This is a genomic window from Lichenifustis flavocetrariae (assembly GCF_026130545.1).
GTDB classification, from domain to species: domain Bacteria; phylum Pseudomonadota; class Alphaproteobacteria; order Rhizobiales; family Beijerinckiaceae; genus Lichenihabitans; species Lichenihabitans flavocetrariae.
Window position 1 is genome coordinate 36387 of the sequence record NZ_JAMOIM010000006.1, and the last position, 17440, is coordinate 53826.

At 65.8% G+C, this 17440-nt stretch carries 16 protein-coding genes; 11 read left to right on the forward strand and 5 right to left on the reverse strand.

What is annotated here, in order from left to right; genetic code table 11:
- Positions 1-43 precede the first annotated feature (43 nt).
- From M8523_RS10775 to M8523_RS10785, 3 genes are all read right to left on the reverse strand, one after another.
- Positions 44-2848, reverse strand: coding sequence for a [protein-PII] uridylyltransferase (locus tag M8523_RS10775; protein WP_428350368.1), 2805 nt, complete (start codon positions 2846-2848; stop codon positions 44-46).
- A gap of 133 nt (positions 2849-2981) precedes the next feature.
- The gene (gene dapB / locus M8523_RS10780; RefSeq protein ID WP_282585095.1) at positions 2982-3788 is read right to left on the reverse strand and encodes a 4-hydroxy-tetrahydrodipicolinate reductase; all 807 of its coding nucleotides are present in this window, start codon (positions 3786-3788) and stop codon (positions 2982-2984) included.
- A gap of 146 nt (positions 3789-3934) precedes the next feature.
- Complete coding sequence (locus M8523_RS10785; protein WP_282584869.1) at positions 3935-4231, reverse strand: BolA family protein; 297 nt, start codon at positions 4229-4231, stop codon at positions 3935-3937.
- Between the two features lie 104 nt (positions 4232-4335).
- Between M8523_RS10785 and M8523_RS10790 the strand changes: the two genes are divergently transcribed.
- The 6 genes from M8523_RS10790 (at position 4336) to M8523_RS10815 (ending at position 11117) form a co-directional block, all read left to right on the forward strand.
- Entirely contained in the window at positions 4336-4986 is a 651-nt protein-coding gene (locus tag M8523_RS10790; protein WP_282584870.1) for a J domain-containing protein, read from the forward strand.
- A gap of 71 nt (positions 4987-5057) precedes the next feature.
- Positions 5058-6044, forward strand: a complete 987-nt coding sequence (gene cobS, locus M8523_RS10795) for a cobaltochelatase subunit CobS (protein WP_282584871.1) — start codon at positions 5058-5060, stop codon at positions 6042-6044.
- Between the two features lie 22 nt (positions 6045-6066).
- The gene (locus M8523_RS10800; RefSeq protein ID WP_282584872.1) at positions 6067-6564 is read left to right on the forward strand and encodes a DUF29 domain-containing protein; all 498 of its coding nucleotides are present in this window, start codon (positions 6067-6069) and stop codon (positions 6562-6564) included.
- The gene (cobT, locus tag M8523_RS10805) at positions 6561-8462 is read left to right on the forward strand and encodes a cobaltochelatase subunit CobT (protein ID WP_282584873.1); all 1902 of its coding nucleotides are present in this window, start codon (positions 6561-6563) and stop codon (positions 8460-8462) included. The genes M8523_RS10800 and cobT overlap by 4 nt, the downstream gene beginning before the upstream one ends.
- Before the next feature lie 104 nt (positions 8463-8566).
- The gene (locus M8523_RS10810) at positions 8567-9733 is read left to right on the forward strand and encodes a coiled-coil domain-containing protein (protein WP_282584874.1); all 1167 of its coding nucleotides are present in this window, start codon (positions 8567-8569) and stop codon (positions 9731-9733) included.
- 40 nt (positions 9734-9773) lie between these two features.
- Entirely contained in the window at positions 9774-11117 is a 1344-nt protein-coding gene (locus M8523_RS10815; RefSeq protein ID WP_282584875.1) for a chloride channel protein, read from the forward strand.
- A 5-nt stretch (positions 11118-11122) separates the two neighbouring features.
- On the opposite strand, the gene M8523_RS10820 is transcribed toward M8523_RS10815, so the two are convergent.
- Positions 11123-11542, reverse strand: a complete 420-nt coding sequence (locus M8523_RS10820) for a GFA family protein (protein ID WP_282584876.1) — start codon at positions 11540-11542, stop codon at positions 11123-11125.
- A 68-nt stretch (positions 11543-11610) separates the two neighbouring features.
- Here M8523_RS10820 and M8523_RS10825 point away from each other — a divergent pair, with 68 nt between their 5' ends.
- From M8523_RS10825 to M8523_RS10845, 5 genes are all read left to right on the forward strand, one after another.
- Entirely contained in the window at positions 11611-11850 is a 240-nt protein-coding gene (locus M8523_RS10825; RefSeq protein WP_282584877.1) for a YjiS-like domain-containing protein, read from the forward strand.
- Between the two features lie 2 nt (positions 11851-11852).
- The gene (locus M8523_RS10830; RefSeq protein WP_282584878.1) at positions 11853-12155 is read left to right on the forward strand and encodes an ArsR/SmtB family transcription factor; all 303 of its coding nucleotides are present in this window, start codon (positions 11853-11855) and stop codon (positions 12153-12155) included.
- Positions 12156-12375: 220 nt separating this feature from the next.
- The gene (locus M8523_RS10835) at positions 12376-13038 is read left to right on the forward strand and encodes an SspB family protein (protein ID WP_282584879.1); all 663 of its coding nucleotides are present in this window, start codon (positions 12376-12378) and stop codon (positions 13036-13038) included.
- A gap of 15 nt (positions 13039-13053) precedes the next feature.
- On the forward strand, positions 13054-13245 hold the full coding sequence (locus M8523_RS10840) for a DUF4169 family protein (protein WP_282584880.1): 192 nt from the start codon (positions 13054-13056) through the stop codon (positions 13243-13245).
- The gene (locus M8523_RS10845) at positions 13238-13510 is read left to right on the forward strand and encodes a ribbon-helix-helix domain-containing protein (RefSeq protein ID WP_282584881.1); all 273 of its coding nucleotides are present in this window, start codon (positions 13238-13240) and stop codon (positions 13508-13510) included. The genes M8523_RS10840 and M8523_RS10845 overlap by 8 nt, the downstream gene beginning before the upstream one ends.
- 197 nt (positions 13511-13707) lie before the next feature.
- Here M8523_RS10845 and M8523_RS10850 read toward each other — a convergent pair whose 3' ends face one another.
- On the reverse strand, positions 13708-17391 hold the full coding sequence (locus M8523_RS10850) for an AsmA family protein (RefSeq protein ID WP_282584882.1): 3684 nt from the start codon (positions 17389-17391) through the stop codon (positions 13708-13710).
- Positions 17392-17440: the final 49 nt, after the last annotated feature.

The following is a 17440-nucleotide window of genomic DNA, read 5'->3' on the forward strand; positions in this document are numbered from 1 at the left end:
GTGGTTACGTTGCTGCGGCATATCAGCGGTGGACCGTCAAAAATCAAGGCGCCTTTGCGGCTGGGCCGGCGGCCTGGCCGGGGGCGCTCGTCTCGGAACTGGCAAAGACCGTGGTCAGACGCTTGCGGATCGCCTCCTGGCGTGCCGCGTCGGTGATCTTCGCATGGGTCAGGTCCGTCACATAGAATGTATCGACAGCCTTCTCGCCATAGGTCACCACATGGGCCGACACGATATTGAGGCTGAGCGTCGCGATCTCGTTCGTCAGGTCATACAGGAGGCCCGGCCGGTCCATGCCACGGACCTGGAGCATCGTGTGCCGGTTCGAAGCGCTATTGTCGATGATGATGCGGGTTTCCAGCTGGAAGGTCGCATCGCGGCCTTTCGGGGCGCCGCCCTTGGCGGCGATCAGGCTGCCCAGGCGGATCTCGCCGAGCAGCACGCGGCGGATGCTCTTGATGATACGATCGGCGCGCCGTGCCTCGTCTTCGTCGTGGTCGAATGCCCGTGATACGGTGATGGAATCGAGGGCCAGGCCATCGGTCGTCGTGAAAATCTGCGCATCGACGATGTTGGCGCCCGCGACGGCACAGCAACCCGCGACCACGGACATCAGGCGCGGGTGATCGGGCGCCACGATGGTGAATTCGGTTGTCGACCGGAACGGATCGGTCGTCATTTCCCAAGTGAGCGGCGCGGCTTCGCTCGCAACCGAGCGCAGAAGCTCGGCATGCCGGATCTTGCGATCGAGATCGACGCGCAGCCAGTAGGGCGGGTAGTGGCGGTTCATGTAAGCGTCGCGCTCGGCGGCCGGCCAGGCCGCGAGACGGGGACGGAGTTCGTCCTGCGCCATGCGAACGCGCTTCTTGAGATCGATGGTCGACTGGCTGCCCGACAAGGCCGCCTCGGCCTGCATGTAGAGGGAGCGGAGCAACTGCCCTTTCCAGCCGTTCCAGACGCCGGGGCCGACGGCCTTGATGTCGCAAATGGTCAGGATCAGCAGGCAGCGCAGCCGCTCGACCGACCCGACGACATCGACGAACGTGTCGATCGTGCGCCGGTCGGCGAGATCGCGAGTCTGCGCGACATTGGACATCAGGAGATGGTTCTCGACGAGCCAGCAGGCGAGGTCGCGTTCGCTGTCCGTCAGGCCGAGACGCTTGGACAGCCGTCGCGTCATCGCGGCGCCCGCCTTGGAATGGTCCTCGTCCCGACCTTTGGCGACATCGTGAAGAAACACCGCGACGTAGAGTGCCTTACGGTTGGCGACCTTGGGCATGAGGTCGTTGGCCAGCGGATGCTGTTCCACCGCCCGTCCGGCGTCGATCTCGGCCAGGATGCCGACCGCCCGCAGCAGGTGTTCGTCCACCGTATAATGGTGGTACATGTTGAACTGCATCAGCGCGACGATGCGACCGAATTCCGGAATGAAGCGGCCCAACACGCCCGCCTCGTTCATGCGGCGCAGCACGGTCTCGGGGGCGTTGCGGGAGGTCAGGATCTCCATGAAGAGGCGGTTGGCCTCGGGATCCGCTCGCAGCTTCGCGTCCACAAGCTTGAGCGAGAGCGTCACGAGGCGCGTTGCGTCCGGGTGGATCGCGAGCCCGTAATGGTCGGCCACCCAGAAGAGCCGGATGAGGTTGAGCGGGTCGCGGATGAATGCGTCGCGCCGCGCCACCGTCACCCGGTCGAGCTCGACCGCGAAGTCGCGCGTGCCTGCGATTGTGCGGGGACGCCGCAGCAGGCTGCCCATGAAGCGGTCGAGCACGGCCGGCGGCTTGGCCTCCCGCTCCTCGAGCGCGGCGCAGACGATGGCCGTGAGATCTCCCACCGTCTTGGCGATCAGGAAATAATGCTTCATGAAACGTTCGACGGCCGAGAGACCGCCGCGGTTCTTATAGCCGAGCCGTTCGGCGATGAGCCGCTGATAGTCGAAGGACAGTCGCTCCTCCGCCCGCCCCGCCGCGATATGCAACTGGCAGCGTACCCGCCACAGGAATTCTTCGCAGCGGTGGAAGGCGCCGAACTCCTGCGGTGTGAACAGCCCAGCGCCGACGAGCTCCGCCTGATGGCTCACGCGGAAGACATATTTGGCGATCCAGAACAGCGTGTTGAGATCGCGCAGCCCGCCCTTGCCCTCCTTCACGTTGGGCTCGACGAGATAGCGCGAGGCGCCCGCCTTGGCGATGCGGGTTTCCCGCTCGGCGAGTTTCGCGGCCACAAATTCACGCGCCGTCTTGGCCACGATCTCCTTATCGAAGCGGGCCCGGAGCTCCTCGAATAGGGTCTGATCACCCCGCAGGAAGCGCGCTTCCAAGAGCGACGTGCGGATCGTCATGTCGGCCTTGCCCTGCCGCATGCATTCGTCGACCGAACGTGTGGCATGGCCGACCTTCAATTTGAGGTCCCACAGGATGTACAGAATGGCCTCGACCACGCTCTCGCCCCAGGGCGTCTGCTTGTAGGGAAGCAGAAACAGCAGGTCGATGTCCGATCCGGGCGCCAAGGTTCCCCGGCCATAGCCCCCGACCGCGACGACCGCCAGGCGCTCGGCCGCGCTCGGCTTCCGCATCGGAAAGACATACAGCAGGACGTAGTCGTGAATGGCCGCGATGATCTCGTCCTGAAGGCGGGCGAGGCTCTCGGCGCAGGCGAGGCCGCGGCGATTGTGCAGGAATGTTTCGACGATACGAGCCCGGCCTGTGGTGAGGGTCGTGCGGAACAGGTCGACCGCCGCGCGCCGGAATGCGTCGGGGTCGCCGTGCTGCGCTTTGAGGGCCGCGATGTCCGCATCGAGCTGGTCGCGGTCGAGCAGGGCGCGCGGACCCACGACTTTCTCGCGCGGCATCGTCAGAGCGGCAACCTGCATGATGAGTCCCGTCACATCCTTTGCCGACCGGCACAGCGGGCCTGCTTGGCAACCCAAGCATGACCCATCACCCTAATGTAGGGATCTTAACGCCGTGTGCGGGAAGATCGTCTCAAACCTCGGCCAGATCGAGCACGTCGGCCATACTATAAAGCCCGGGCTTGCGACCGCGTGCCCAGAGCGCCGCTCGAACAGCCCCTCGCGCGAAAATGGTGCGGTCCTCGGCGCGATGCGAGAGCTCCAGCCGTTCGCCCGCTGCGGCAAACACCACCGTGTGATCGCCCACCACGCTGCCGCCCCGGAGTGCCGCGAAGCCGATGTCGCCGGGCCGGCGGGGACCGGTATGGCCGTCGCGGACCCGGACCGATCTCTCGTCGAGAGGCACGTTCCGCCCGGCGGCGGCGGCTTCGCCGAGCAGAAGCGCGGTCCCGGAGGGGGCATCCACCTTCATGCGATGATGCATTTCGAGAATTTCGATATCGACATTCTCGCCGAGCGTCTTGGCCACGCGCCTCACCAATCCGGCCAGCAAATTGACGCCGAGACTCATATTGCCGGACCGGACAACGGGCGCGTGCCAGGAGGCGGCCTCCAGGCGCGCCAGATCATCAGGGCCGAACCCGGTGGTGCCGATCACATGCGCGATCCTGGCTTGCGCCGCGAGGCTCGCGAAATTGACGCTGGAGGTGGGGCTCGTGAAGTCGATCACGCCGTCGGTCGCCACGAAGGCGGCCAGCACATCGCTCGTCACGGGGACGCCCATCGGCGGAAGCCCGGCCAGCGTACCCGCATCCTGACCGAGGAGGGGCGAATCGGCCCGCGCCAAAGCGCCCGAGAGCGTGACGCCCTCCGATTCGGCGATGGTCCGGATCAGCATGCGACCCATCCGGCCGGCCGCCCCTGTCACGACGAGCCGCATGTCATTGGTCCCCGCGGTGTTGCTCATGCGTCTCGTCCCAAAAGGCCACCTCCGTTCACGACTCCATCTTCAGCAGTCCGTCGTGCGGCCGCCTCGGCATGGGAGGTGAGGGAGGACGATCTCGATGTCGATCCCGACGTGGACCTCTAACGCGCGCCCGCGTCGACCGGCAAGGCCGCCTCTTCGGGTGTCCTGGCCTCGATCGCGAGGGCGTGAAGGCCGGCGCGCAGCTCTTCGGCCGCGAGCGCATTGATCATGCGGTGTCGGTCCACACGGCTCTTTCCGACGAAGGACGCCGACACCACCTTGACCCTGAAGTGCGTTTCGCCCTCTTGTCGCCATCCCGCATGGCCAGCGTGGTGATGCGATTCGTCAACCACTTCGAGAGATATTGGCCGAAGCCCTTCGGTGAGAATCGCGGATAGTCGGGATCTAGCCGTCATGGTGGTGGTCTCCTCGCATGGCTTGCGCCGGCATGGCTGCCGGTTTTTGTTCATCGGAGCTTCGGGTCTTGCGGCCAAGCCCGTCGTCTCCATAATGGATGGTAATGAATCTCAATTCTCGCCTTTTCGACGGCATCCGCGCCTCTTCCAGCAAGAAGAAGGTTGCGCCGGCCAAGGAGCCGACGCATCCACCCTGCGCTCATCCCGGCTGTCCCAAGCCCGGGAATCATCGTGCTCCCATGGGGCGCGACCGGGAGGGGCAGTTCTTCTGCTTCTGCGTCGACCACGTGCGCGAGTACAACGCGACCTACAATTATTTCGACGGGATGAGCGACGAAGCCGTCGCCAAATACCAGAAGGAAGCGCTCGTCGGTCACCGGCCGACCTGGGACATGGGCGTGAAGAACGGCAGCGGCACACGCGAGGCGGGCGCCGCCCCGCGGGGCGGCGAGGACGCGCTCGGCCTGCATCGGCAGCGTTTCCATCGCGGTGTTCCGGCCTCCGCCCAGCCGCCGCGCTACAGTGCCGCGACCATGAAGTCGCTCTATGCGCTTGAGCTCGACGACACCGCGACGACGGAGATCGTCAAGGTACGCTACAAAGAACTTGTGAAACGCCATCATCCGGATGCCAATGGCGGCGATCGGTCCTCCGAGGAGCGATTGCGCGAGATCATCCGCGCCTATAATTACCTGAAGACCGTAAAGCTCGCGGACGGCCCAGCGGCGGCCCCGGCGGCTCGACGAAAGACCTGACTCACTCAACAGAACCCTCGCGCCTGCCGCCCGTGGTCCGGGACAAGCTGGCAGGCCGGGACGGAGGACTGATGCCCGACGCGCCTACGAAAATCGCCGGTCTGCCCGACCGCTTTGTCTCGGTGCGCGACACCTTCGGGTTCGACTCGGACATGAAGGTTCCGGGCTTCTCGGTCGCCGACGAGCACGTTCCGCCCACCGATCCGGATTATCTGTTCGACCGGGACACCACGCTGGCCATTCTGGCCGGCTTCGCCAAGAACCGCCGCGTGATGATCACCGGCTACCATGGCACCGGCAAGTCGACCCATATCGAGCAGGTGGCGGCGCGGCTGAACTGGCCCTGCATCCGCATCAACCTCGACAGCCACGTGTCGCGCATCGATCTCGTCGGCAAGGATGCGATCGTGCTGCAGGATGGCAAGCAGGTCACCGAGTTCCGCGACGGGATGTTGCCGTGGGCACTGCAGAACAATGTGGCGCTTTGTTTCGACGAATATGACGCGGGCCGGCCCGACGTGATGTTCGTGATCCAGCGCGTGCTTGAGGTGTCGGGGCGGCTGACGCTGCTCGATCAGAAACGGGTCATTACGCCCCATCCGGCCTTCCGCATGTTCGCGACCGCCAATACGGTCGGTCTCGGAGACACATCGGGCCTTTATCACGGCACGCAGCAGATCAACCAGGGTCAGATGGACCGATGGTCGATCGTCGCCACGCTGAACTATCTCCCGCACGACCGTGAGGTCGATATCGTCCAGGCCAAGGTGCGGCATTACAGCGGCAAGGAAGGTCGCGACACGATCAACAAGATGGTGCGGGTCGCCGATCTCACCCGCAACGCCTTCATGTCGGGCGACCTCTCGACCGTGATGAGCCCGCGCACCGTGATCACCTGGGCCGAGAATGCCGAGATCTTCGGCAATGTGGGCTTTGCGTTCCGGCTCACGTTCCTGAACAAGTGCGATGAACTGGAGCGCACGCTGGTGGCCGAGTTCTACCAACGCTGCTTCGGCCAGGAATTGCCGGAAAGCGCCGTCAACGTGGCGTTGAGCTAAGAGCGGAGAAGCGGAGGCGGCGGTGACGCTGGCGGACGATCGAAGAGCGGCCAAGACGCTGAAGTCGGATGAGACAGAGCGTCTCGTCGCCTATGAGGACGATCCATACACCTGGGCGTTGCAGCAAGCCGAATTCCTCCTGAAGGGCCGGCTTGACCTCATCGACGCCGCCAAACTCGCCGACGAGATCGCCGCCTTGGCTCATGACCTCGCCGATAAGCTCCGGTCGGATCTGAGCCGAGTGTTGCAACATCTGCTCAAGTGGGACCACCAGCCGCAAATGCGGACCCGCAGTTGGGCTCTCAGCATCGAGGAACATCGACGGCGCGTGACACAACATCTCGCGGGAGGTTCTGGGCTGCGATCAATCTTGCCGGGGCTCTTGGCCGAGGCATATGTGGACGGCAGGCGCCATGCATTGGACGAGACCGGCTTGCCGCGCGCGGCTCTTCCCACGACCTGCCCCTACACCTGGGATGAGATCATGTCCCGCCCCATCGACTGGCCGGAGCCTTTATGAGCGGACCCACCAACCGCAAGCCCGGTGCCCCGGCCGAGGCCCCGCAGGAACCCTTCAAGCGCGCGGTGGCCGGCTGCATGCGGGCGATGGCGCGCACGCCGCAACTCGAAGTCACCTATGCGGCCGAGCGGCCCGGTGTCACCGGTCATGGCGAGAGTGCACGGGCGCGCTTGCCCGAGCCCCCGCGCAAGCTGTCGCCGCACGAGGCCGCCATCGTGCGCGGCCACTCCGACTCGCTGGCCCTGAAGCTCGCCTGCCATGACGGCAACATTCACCGCCGCCTCGTGCCGGACGCGCTTGGGGCGCGGGCGCTGTTCGAGGCTGTCGAGCAGGTCCGGGTCGAGTCGATCGGGTCGCGCCGCATGGCCGGCGTCGCCACCAATCTCAGCGCGATGCTAGAAGACCGTTATCATCGCGGCAATTACGCCGAGATCACCGACCGAGCCGATGCGCCGCTCGAAGATGCCGTGGCCCTGATGGTGCGCGAGCGGCTGACGGGGCTGAAGCCGCCGGCCGCCGCCCAGAAGATCGTCGACCTCTGGCGCCCCTGGGTCGAGAAAAAGGCGGGATCCGACCTCGACGCTCTCGAAACGATGGTCGAGGACCAGCGCGCCTTCGGACGCTCGATCCACAAGCTTCTGCAAAACCTCGACATGGCCGATCCGTCGTCGCTCGACCGCGACGAGGAGGAGGATCAAGAGTCGGAGGACCAGCCGCAGGACAACCCCGACAACGCCGAGGGCGAAGGCGAAGAGGTCGAAACCGGCGAATCCATGGATATGGAGGGCGCCGACCAAGCCGCCGACGAGATGGACGCGGGCGAGATGGACACGGCCGACTCCCCCACCGGCGAGGCGCCCGACGACGAGGACGATGGCCAGGCCGACGAGGCCGCCGAGGGCAGGCGTCCGCAGCCCGGCCCACCCGAGAAGGCCGGGACCGACTACAAAGCCTTCAGCACCAAGTTCGACGAGACCGTGCAGGCCGAAGACCTGTGCGAGCCGGAGGAGTTGGAACGGTTGCGCTCCTATCTCGACAAGCAATTGTCGAACCTGTCGAGCGTGGTCGGCCGTCTCGCAAATCGGCTGCAGCGTCGTCTCATGGCCCAGCAGAGCCGTGCCTGGGAGTTCGATCTCGAAGAGGGCATGCTCGACCCGGCCCGTCTCGTGCGCGTCGTCATCGATTCGCAGCAGCCGCTCTCGTTCAAGCGGGAAAAGGACACCGATTTCCGTGATACGGTGGTGACCCTGCTGCTCGACAATTCGGGATCGATGCGGGGCAGACCCATCACGGTCGCGGCGACCTGTGCCGATATCCTGGCCCGGACGCTGGAACGCTGCGGCGTCAAGGTCGAGATCCTGGGCTTCACGACCCGCGCCTGGAAGGGCGGCCAGGCCCGCGAGGCATGGCTGCAGTCCGGCAAGCCGCCGACCCCTGGTCGCCTCAACGACCTGCGGCACATCATCTACAAATCCGCCGACGCGCCCTGGCGCCGCGCCCGCCGCAATCTCGGTCTCATGATGCGCGAGGGGCTGCTCAAGGAGAATATCGACGGCGAGGCGCTCGACTGGGCGCACAAGCGCCTGCTCGGCCGCACGGAACAACGTCGTATTCTCATGATGATTTCCGATGGTGCGCCGGTCGACGACTCGACCCTCTCGGTCAATCCGGGCAATTATCTGGAGCGGCACCTCCGGTCGATCATCGAGGAGATCGAGACCCGATCGCCGATCGAGCTGATCGCCATCGGCATTGGCCACGATGTGACCCGCTACTACCGCCGTGCCGTGACGATCGTCGATGCGGAAGAACTCGGGGGCGCCATGACCGAGAAGCTCGCCGAGCTCTTCGACGAGAAGATGCCCACAGGTGCACCCGGCCGACGCCGGGCCGCGTGAACGCCGAAACTGGTTGATCTCGGGACGGGACTGGCGATGATGTCGCCGCCCAAACCACTTTGATTGTCAAAGGAAACGGCAGCGGCCCGGCGGGAACGGAAACAATGGACGAATCGGCCGAAGGCTTCTGGCGCTCCATCGGCATCGTGGCAGCCACGCTGGCTGTGGTTAGTTGGCTTCTCCTGGCCTGGATCTACACTCAGTCCAGCTCCGACGAGCAGGCGCTACGCCAGCAATTGTCGACCATCCAGGCGGATCGCGACGCCGTGACGGGGGAGCTCAACCGGGAGCGTGAGGCCACCGGGGCCCTGGCCGACATCGCGGGCAAACGCGAAGCGGCGGAAAGCGACGCCAAGCGCGCCCAGTCGGCGGCCCAACAGTCCGCCAAAGCCCGCGATGCGGCGGAAGCGCAGCTGGCGGATCTTCGCAGCCAAGCCAAGGCTGCCGCCGATGAGGAAGCCCGTATCAAGAAGTCGATCGCCGATCTGTCGACCCAGCGCGATCGGGTTGCTGGGGAACTCGAGACGGCCCGGCAGCAGAACGACACGTTGAAGCAGGCCTTCGCCAAGGCCTCCGATCAATTGGCCCAGCAGAACAGCCAGTTGGCCGACCTGAACGACAAGGTCCAGAAGGCTCGTGCCGAGACCGTGGCCGAGGACGCCGCCCAGGCCGATCTCAATGCGCGCGTGGCGCAAGCCCAGGAGGACCTCAAGGCCGTGCTTGGCCGGCGGTCTGACGCGGAACAATCGATCGCGCAACTGACGGCGCAAAACACTCAGCTGCGCCAGGCGCAGGCCGACCTCAGCCAGAAGACGGAAGAAGCCCGCAAGCAGCTGGCAGCGACGACGGCGGGATTGGAGGCCGCCACTCGGCAGGCTGCCGATGCCAAGGCGGCGCTCGCGACCTTGAAGACTCAGATCGACAAGGCCGAGCAAGACCGGCAGGCCGCGTCACAGCAGGCGGCTGACTTGCAGACGAAGAATGCTGCGGCGTCTGGCGATCTGACCACCACGAACCGGCAGGTGGCGGAGGCCAAGGCGGCGTTGGAAAGCCTGAAGGCCCAGCAGGACACGGCCGCAAAGGACAAAGCGGCGCTCACCCAGGAGGTGGCAGAGCTGCAACGGCAGAAGTCCGCGGCCGCGGCGACCCTCGCGGCCGCACAGGCCGAGACCGCAAAGGCGCGGGCGGACCTCGCCAGCCTCGATCGTCAGATCGCCGATCGAAAGGCCGCCGAGCCGTCGGCCCCGGCCGTGCCGGCCCCAGCCCCGTGATAGCACAGTGAGCATTGACGCAGGCGTGCAACGAGATGTCATGACGGCCCGGCTTGTCACCGGCTTTCGCAAAAGCTGGTGGCCGAAGCTGCATCGGCGCGGCTTGTTTTTGCTGGGCGGGCTTGCGACTGGCGCGGCAGCCGTCGCGATGGCGATCTTGGCCGACAAGGCGCAGGCGATCTTTTTCTCCGCGTCAAGACACTGGGCTGCCTTCCCGTTTGTTGCCACCCCGGCCGGCTTCGCCTTGGCGGTCTGGCTGACGCGTCGTTTCGCGCCCGGTGCGCAGGGGAGTGGCATTCCGCAGGTCATTGCGGCGCATCATGTCAGGGATCCCCAGTCGCGCGCGCCGCTCGTTTCGATACGGATGGGGCTCGCCAAGATCGGGCTATTGACGTTGGGGCTGCTCTCCGGCGCCTCGGCGGGGCGCGAGGGCCCCACCGTCCAGGTCGGGGCCGCCATCATGGCGGCGCTCGGACGTCTGGAGCCGCACCGCCAGCCCGGCCTGCTCATCGCGGGCTCGGCGGCGGGCGTCGCGGCGGCCTTCAATGCACCGTTGGCCGGCATTGTCTTCGGCATCGAGGAGATGAGCCGCTCCTTCGAGGTGCGGACGAGCGGTCTCGTGGTCGGCACCGTGATCGCGGCGGGCCTGACCTCGCTCGCGATACTGGGGGACTACACCTATTTCGGCACGACAGCCGTCACTCTGCCGTTCGGGCGACTGTGGCTCATGATTCCGGTCGCGGCGGTGATCTGCGGTCTGCTCGGCGGCCTGTTCTCTCGTATTCTGATTGCCTTCGCGCAAGGGTTGCGCGGCGGACCCGGCTTTTGGATCCGGCGATGGCCGGTGGGTTTCGCGGCGCTATGCGGTCTCCTGGTCGCTTTCTGCGGCGTGGCATCGGACGGAACCATTTTCGGCACGGGGTATGAGCAGTCCAAGGAGATCCTTTCGGGTGCCGACCTGCCTTGGCTGTTCGGTCCGGTGAAGCTCATCGCCACCGCCCTGTCCTCGATCAGCGGCATTCCGGGCGGCATCTTCTCGCCTTCGCTGGCCGTGGGCGCTGGCCTTGGCTACGACCTCCATGCCCTCGTGCCTGGATTTCCGGTCGAGGTGCTGGCGATTTTGTGCATGGCAGCCTATCTGGCCGGCGTCGTCCAGGCCCCGATGACATCCTTCGTCATCGTCGGCGAGATGACCGCCAACCATGCGCTCGTCTTTCCCATCATGCTCAGCGCAGTCATCGGTTTCGCGGCCTCACGCCTGGTCTGCCCTGAGGGGGTGTATCATGTGCTGTCCCGGCAGTTCCTGCCGCGCGATCCGGTAAGCGCTGACACCGCCATGCAGGAAGCTCACGATGAGCGGGTGGACGTGGAGGCCGAGGGCTGACGCGGTTAGCCGGCCTTCATTCTGGTCCAGGGCGTAATCGCATCACGCGGCAGCACAGGCATTTTCTCGTAGTCGCCCATCTGTTCACAGAAGATGTGCTCAGCGATCCGCAAGCCCGTCGGCTGGTCAAGGCTGCCCGCGGCAACCGACATGCGTGAGCCGTCGATAGCCTCTATAAACAACTGAGATCCACACTTGCCGCAGAAACCGCGTCGCGACAGTGGCGAGGAGCGATAGTGCTTCGGTTTGCCGGCCAGAAGCAGCAAATCTCCGGCTTTGTATTCGGTCCAGGCCGTGGTCCCGCTGCGCTGGCAGAATACGCAGTGACAGACGATGACGTCTCGGAGAGGGCCCCGTATCTCAAACCGGATCGAGCCGCAAAGGCAGCTTCCAGTGGCGCGGATTTGAGAATGCGGTTCTTTCATATCGATCTCCATTGACCCACAGACTATTAGTTCCTAACTTCTAGAACAATAGTCTTATGGAGGGATCTATGCCTCTTTCCCTTACACGCTGGCTCTTGTCCGAATGGCGCTTGCATCAGGAACGCCAACTCGTGCGCCGATTGCTTCTGCTCGACGATCATCTGCTGAAGGATCTCGGCCTGCGGCGCGAGCAGCTGCAGCCGGACGGTATCCATCAGGTCGATGTTGCCCCTGCGACAGCGGTGTGGCGCGCTCGGCATCAGACGCGGGCCGGAATGACGCGCACTTCGTTGCAGGGGTGTGGCTGAGGATGGACGAGGCTCTGCCGTTCGACGTTGCGGCGCGTTGCCTGGCTGAACTCGGTCACCCGCATCGCTTGCAGATTTTCGAACATCTGGTCAGGGCGGGCGAGACGGGCTGCGCTGTCGGCGAAGTTCAAGCGCATCTGGGCATTCCGAAATCCAGCCTCTCGCATCACATTGCGCAGCTTGTCGGCGTCGGTCTCGTGACACAGTCCAGGGAAGGGAGAATTCTCCGCTGCCGGGTCGAACGGCACCGCGCCCGTTTGATGAAAGCCTTCATCGACAGGTGTTGCGAAGGCTTGCCAGGTTGAGCGCTCCACGTCGGCGGCGAAGGACATCAGCGCGGTAAGCCGGCAAGGTGGGCCAGATCTGCAGCGCGCGGGCTGTTCTTCGGCGCGCCGCCATGGCACAATAGGGCGTCGGCTTTCCTTGCGACGGGTGCTGGATTTCCGCGAGAGGGCGCCCGGCTGGCCGATCGTCTGGCTCCCGCACGGGGCTGCCACCGGCAAGACACAAGATCTGGACGTGTGAATGGCTACCGATCTGATCCGTTACGATCTTCTGGTGCAGGACGCCTTGCGGGGCGTCGTGCGCAATGTGCTGGCCGAAGCCGCGCGCAATGGCCTGCAGGGCGACCACCATTTCTTCATCACGTTCAAGACCAATACGCCCGGCCTGCGCCTGTCGAACCGCATGCGGGAGCGCTACCCTGACGAGATGACCGTGATCCTGCAGCATCAGTTCTGGGACCTTGCTGTCACAGATCACGGGTTCGAGGTCGGCCTTTCGTTCAACAACAATCCCGAGCGCCTGCTGGTCCCCTTCGCGGCGATCACGAGCTTCGTCGATCCGTCAGTACAGTTCGGCCTGAAGTTCGACGTGGCGACCACGGAGGAGACCGCCTCCGAGGACGCACCACCGCCCGCGCCGGCTCCGGTCGCGGCCCCGAAGGCACTGCCGGGGCGCCGCAATCTGGCGGCGGTCGACACGGGAAAGAAGACCGGAAAATCGACCGGGTCCGATGGGGTGGTGACCTTGAAGCCCCACGACATCAAGCCGGCCACCCCGCCGGTGGCAGCAGCGCCGGCCAAGAAGTCCTCTCCCGCCAAGGCGGACGACAGCGCTGCCAAAAAGCCGAGCGACGGCGAGGAGGCCAAGATCCTGTCGATCGATGCCTTCCGCAAAAAACCCTGACGGCTGGGCATCGGCATGGCGGATGTGATCAATCTCCGGCAGGTGCGAAAGAACAGGCTGCGCACCGAGAAGGCCGCCGCGGCCGACGCCAACCGCGTCGCCTTCGGTCGCACGAAGGCCGAGAAGAAGGCCACGGCCCTGCAGAATAGCCAAACCGAGCGCCTGCTCGAGGGTCACCGAAGGGAGACGCCGAGCGGCGATGCGTGACGCGCGCCGGCCGCGTGCCGCCTCCGCGATCAGCAAGCGATCCATGTTGATCGCCGGTCACCCGACCAGCATCTCCCTGGAGGAGGTGTTCTGGGAAGGTCTCAAGCTCGTGGCGCGGGATCGCGGCCTTTCGGTTGCGGCGCTCGTGACCGAGATCGACGAATCGCGGGAGGCCGCCAACCTCTCCTCGGCCATTCGGGTCTTCCTGTTCAATCGCTACAAGGATCTGGTCGCGAAAACCGAAGATCGGATCGAGGCTGGGTGATGCCCACTTCCCAGGGAAGACCCGTCGAGCGCTGAGGAGATCCTCACCGTGTGCCGCGACTGCGCGTACATATCTTACGTCGGACCCTCGTTCCGGGGTGGCAGATCCGAAGCCGGCATCGGTGTGCTCCGAACTCCGGTGGCGAAATTCCCTAGTCCCGGACTTTGGCGCGCTTTACGGCGCGGCAAAAGCGACCGTCAGTAGCGCCCTTCGGCTGTCGGATCCGGAGTATTCGGTCCACTTCCCGGCGGCACGAGGGCCTGGGGCGATGTCTGGAGTTCGACTGGCCGCGTGGGCCGGACCAGCGGGCGGGTTGGTGGCACCGGCGCGACCGGTTGTTGAGACAAGAGCTTTGCCAGCGGATCCTGGCTTGGGGCAGGTGCAGGCCGGGTCGGTGGCAGGACGGTCCTGGCGGCCTTCTCGGCTTGCGCCGCATCGCGGGCGGCGCGCTGCTCCTCCTCGATCGCCTTCAGACGGCGGGCAAAGAAGGCCCGCTCCCGCAGATCGTCCTGCATCAGCTGAATGCGCTCTTGGTCGCGCGCGATGGCCCGTGCCGCGAGGCCATTGACGAAGGCGCCGGCATCGACCTCTCGCGTCGGCGTCGTCAATGGGCCGCGCCACGTGACCGTGACCTGCGGCGGGTCGCCTTTCCAGTCTTTCGGCAGATCGACCGTCGTCAACGTGGTGCGCAAGGTGAATTGCAGACTGCGCAGGTCGAATGCAACCTCGCTGCTGGTTGTCGCCAGAGGGCCCTGACTCTGCAAACCGACCGCCCGGAGGGTTCCGGCCGCGATGGTGGCGGGTGCCGTGACGGTTCCGAGATCGAGGGAGTTCCGGTCGAGCGCCTTGGCAAGGGCATCGCGGATCGCGTCATTGTCGATGGTCGCGCCCTCGGCGTCATAGGCATGCGCGGTGCTGGTGAGGGCCTGCGGATCGAAATGAGGGAGCGTGGCCGCCACATTGAGGGCGCCGTCCCCCGCAAGGCTTGAGACGAGCCCGTCAAGGCTCGTGCCACTGCCCGCGACGCTGAACGAGCCCGACAACTTCCCGCTGAGACTCGGCAGGGCGAGCACGAGATTCGCCACTTGCAGCTGCCCCGACAGCGACGCGATGGGCCCATCCCGGCGCAGGGTGAGCGTCCCGCTCGCCTTGCCGCCCAGCATGTCGCCCGACAGATCGGCAAAGCCCAGGCTGCTGGGCGTCAGGCGAAGCTCAAGCGCGGCATTGCGCAGGGCAAGCCCTTCGGAGAGGCCGAGATTGTGAATCTGCAACGCCACCCGGGCTTTCGGCAACGTCTCGACGGCCGGGGCGAAGCGGGCGCTCGTCAGCCAGCGGCCGGGATCGGGCGGGGCGTTCGAACCGGGCGCGAGCAGCAGTCCGGTGAGCCCTGCAAGCGGCACGCTGTCGAGCGTGAGTGACCCGGTCAAGCCGCCCGCGTCCGGAGCCGACTCAAGTGAGCCCGAAAACTCCGTTCCGTTGAAGTGTCCGGCGAGCTTGCTGACCGTTGCCTTGTCGCCGGTCCAGGCGAGATCGGCTTCGGCATTCCACGGCCATAGCGCCGACGCGGGTGGGCTCGTCATCGCGAGCGCCTTCAGCAGAAGCGCGGCATTGCGTCCGGACGCCTTCAAGTGGCCGGTGCCGGTGACACCGTCCAGGGCACCGTCGAACACCAGGCTCGCATCGGTTGCACTTGTCGAAAGATGGGTGTCGAAGCCGGAGTCGAGCGTCCCACGGGCCGTGAGTTCGACATGGCCGGGGCCGAGAAGTCCAGGCGCGGTGTCGTCCAGTCCCGCCTGGCGCAGCAGCGGCCCCATATCGGGTGCGTCGAGGACCACCAGCGTGTTGAGGGCGGAGGCTGCGAACAGCCGCGCCGGTTCGGGTGTGATCGTGGCGGAAATCCGCGTGGCCGCCGCTGTGCCTTTCGCGGTGGCCAGGGTCGGCACGAACCGGCCATCCGAGCCGATCGCCCCCTCGCAGCTGAAGTCGAGGCCGAGTGGCGACAGCAGGCCGCTGCGGGCCAGGAGGGTGTCCGTGGCGCCGTTCGGCATGATCTGATGGAGCAATGCGGCGAGGGGGGATGTATTGGCGGCTCTGATCTGCCCCCGCGTCTTGATCCGCTTCTCCGCGTCGAGCGACCCCGTGGCCGTGACGCTCGCGCCGTCGAGGCCGGTCACCGAAAACGTGTCCAAGGTCACGGCGGTCCCGACTTTCGTGAGATGGAGCGCGATCGGCCCGGTTTGCAACGCCCCCAACCCCGTATGGGACAATTTGACGGACTGTGCCGCGACGCCCAAGGAGAGATCGAGCGGCGCCGTGAGCGTCGAAAGCTCATCGAGCGCGGGAAAATGTTCGGTGTCGAGCGCATCGGCCCGAACATCGGCGAACAGGCGCGCGCGCTCATCCCCCACGCCGCGCGTCATGGCCACCGCGCCCGTCACGGTCGAGCCATCCACCGTGACGGTCATGTCGTGGGCCGCGAAACCGGTCTTCGATAGATCCACGGGGCCTGAAAGTGCGACGGTGTGGATCGGGACGTTGCGGCCGATCCAGTCGGCGGCCTCGGGCGCCAGGGGCGCGAGCCAGTCGGCGCTGGCCGACAGATCGCGGGTTGCCGCGTCGATCTGGCCCTTGAACACGGCCGCCGCCCCTGTCTCCATGGTTCCATCGAGGGCGAGATGGAGGCCGTCGGGGCCGCTGATCGAAAACCGGCCCCGCGTGGGCAGGCCGGGTATCAAGTCGAGCGTCGTCGTGGCGTCCGTCAGGGTCAGGTCGCCGCTTGTCACGGCATCGATCCCAGTGTCGAGGGACAGCCGCATCGGCAACGGCGAGCCGCTGCTGGCGAACATGGTCTGGAGGGCCGCGATCCATTGCTCCGGCTTCGGCCGCCGTGTGTCGGGCGCCACAGCGGGTGCCACCGCGAGGTGATCGAGATCGAGTTGCCGGGCCCTGAGTTTGAGGGCCGCAGAGGGCGCAGCCCCGAGATCGACCAGGAGTGCGCCGTTGGCCACGAGCGCCCGGGCGTCCGCGCCAGCCCGCAGTTCCAGCGCCGTGGAACTCAGCCCTCTACCGTCCGCCTTGAAGTCGCCCGCGGTGGCCTGCCACGGCACGGGTGCGGCGCCATCGGCGACATGCAGGCTGCCGCTGATGGCCACATTGCCCTGAAACGCCAGGGCCGCGGTCCCGGCCTTGGGACCCGGTCCCGGGTCGACCGTAGCGATGCCGTCGATATCGACATGGCTCAGCGGCTTCAGATCGTCGGCGATGAGCTTCAGGCGGAGCCGCCGCCCCGAATAGGCGCCGGTGTTGAGGCGGAACCGGAAGGTGCCCTGGCTGTTCTTCGCTTGACCGGCCAATCGTATAGGGCCGAACAGCGTTTCTGCCTCACCCTGGGCATTGATGCCCGTGAGGCTCGCGCGCTCACCGCCGTCCTCGTCCCGGATCAAGACGGATCCGTCGCGCAGCGTAACATGCCGGAACATGAATTTTTGCGGGTTCGCCACGTCCCACGACGAGGCGACGAGCGATCCGTCGGCACGGGCCGTGAGTTCGATGCGGGGCGCCACGAGGGTCGCATCGACGAATTCGACAGACCCCTGCAGCAGGCTGTTGATCGACAGTTCGGCATCGAGACCTGCGGCCGACACCCAAGGGTCGTGTCGGGTCGCACCTTGGATCGAGACCTTGCCGGCCCGGAACAACGGTCGTGGCAGCAGCTTCACGTCGATGGGCCCGGCGATCGTCACCTGGGCCCCGGTGGTCTGCGAAAGTTTGGCGGCCAGCCAGTCGCGCTGCTTGTTCCAATCGACCAGATAGGGACCGACGAGAAGAGCCGACAGCACGAGGATCAGGGCGATCGCGAAGATTGTCAGGCTTTCACGCAAGGTCGCGCAGGATCCCTCTGGGCCGAAGTGCGTCCATCATAGCGGAGTT

Excerpts from the sequence above, each read along its gene's own strand:
- M8523_RS10840 (WP_282584880.1), top strand. The coding sequence starts at position 13,054 with ATGGCGGATGTGATCAATCTCCGGCAGGTGCGAAAGAACAGGCTGCGC.
- M8523_RS10825 (WP_282584877.1), top strand. The coding sequence starts at position 11,611 with ATGCCTCTTTCCCTTACACGCTGGCTCTTGTCCGAATGGCGCTTGCAT.
- M8523_RS10820 (WP_282584876.1), bottom strand. The coding sequence starts at position 11,542 with ATGAAAGAACCGCATTCTCAAATCCGCGCCACTGGAAGCTGCCTTTGC.
- dapB (WP_282585095.1), bottom strand. The coding sequence starts at position 3,788 with ATGCGGCTCGTCGTGACAGGGGCGGCCGGCCGGATGGGTCGCATGCTG.
- M8523_RS10790 (WP_282584870.1), top strand. The coding sequence starts at position 4,336 with ATGAATCTCAATTCTCGCCTTTTCGACGGCATCCGCGCCTCTTCCAGC.
- M8523_RS10775 (WP_428350368.1), bottom strand. The coding sequence starts at position 2,848 with ATGCCGCGCGAGAAAGTCGTGGGTCCGCGCGCCCTGCTCGACCGCGAC.
- M8523_RS10845 (WP_282584881.1), top strand. The coding sequence starts at position 13,238 with ATGCGTGACGCGCGCCGGCCGCGTGCCGCCTCCGCGATCAGCAAGCGA.
- M8523_RS10815 (WP_282584875.1), top strand. The coding sequence starts at position 9,774 with ATGACGGCCCGGCTTGTCACCGGCTTTCGCAAAAGCTGGTGGCCGAAG.
- cobS (WP_282584871.1), top strand. The coding sequence starts at position 5,058 with ATGCCCGACGCGCCTACGAAAATCGCCGGTCTGCCCGACCGCTTTGTC.
- M8523_RS10835 (WP_282584879.1), top strand. The coding sequence starts at position 12,376 with ATGGCTACCGATCTGATCCGTTACGATCTTCTGGTGCAGGACGCCTTG.
- cobT (WP_282584873.1), top strand. The coding sequence starts at position 6,561 with ATGAGCGGACCCACCAACCGCAAGCCCGGTGCCCCGGCCGAGGCCCCG.
- M8523_RS10785 (WP_282584869.1), bottom strand. The coding sequence starts at position 4,231 with ATGACGGCTAGATCCCGACTATCCGCGATTCTCACCGAAGGGCTTCGG.
- M8523_RS10830 (WP_282584878.1), top strand. The coding sequence starts at position 11,853 with ATGGACGAGGCTCTGCCGTTCGACGTTGCGGCGCGTTGCCTGGCTGAA.
- M8523_RS10810 (WP_282584874.1), top strand. The coding sequence starts at position 8,567 with ATGGACGAATCGGCCGAAGGCTTCTGGCGCTCCATCGGCATCGTGGCA.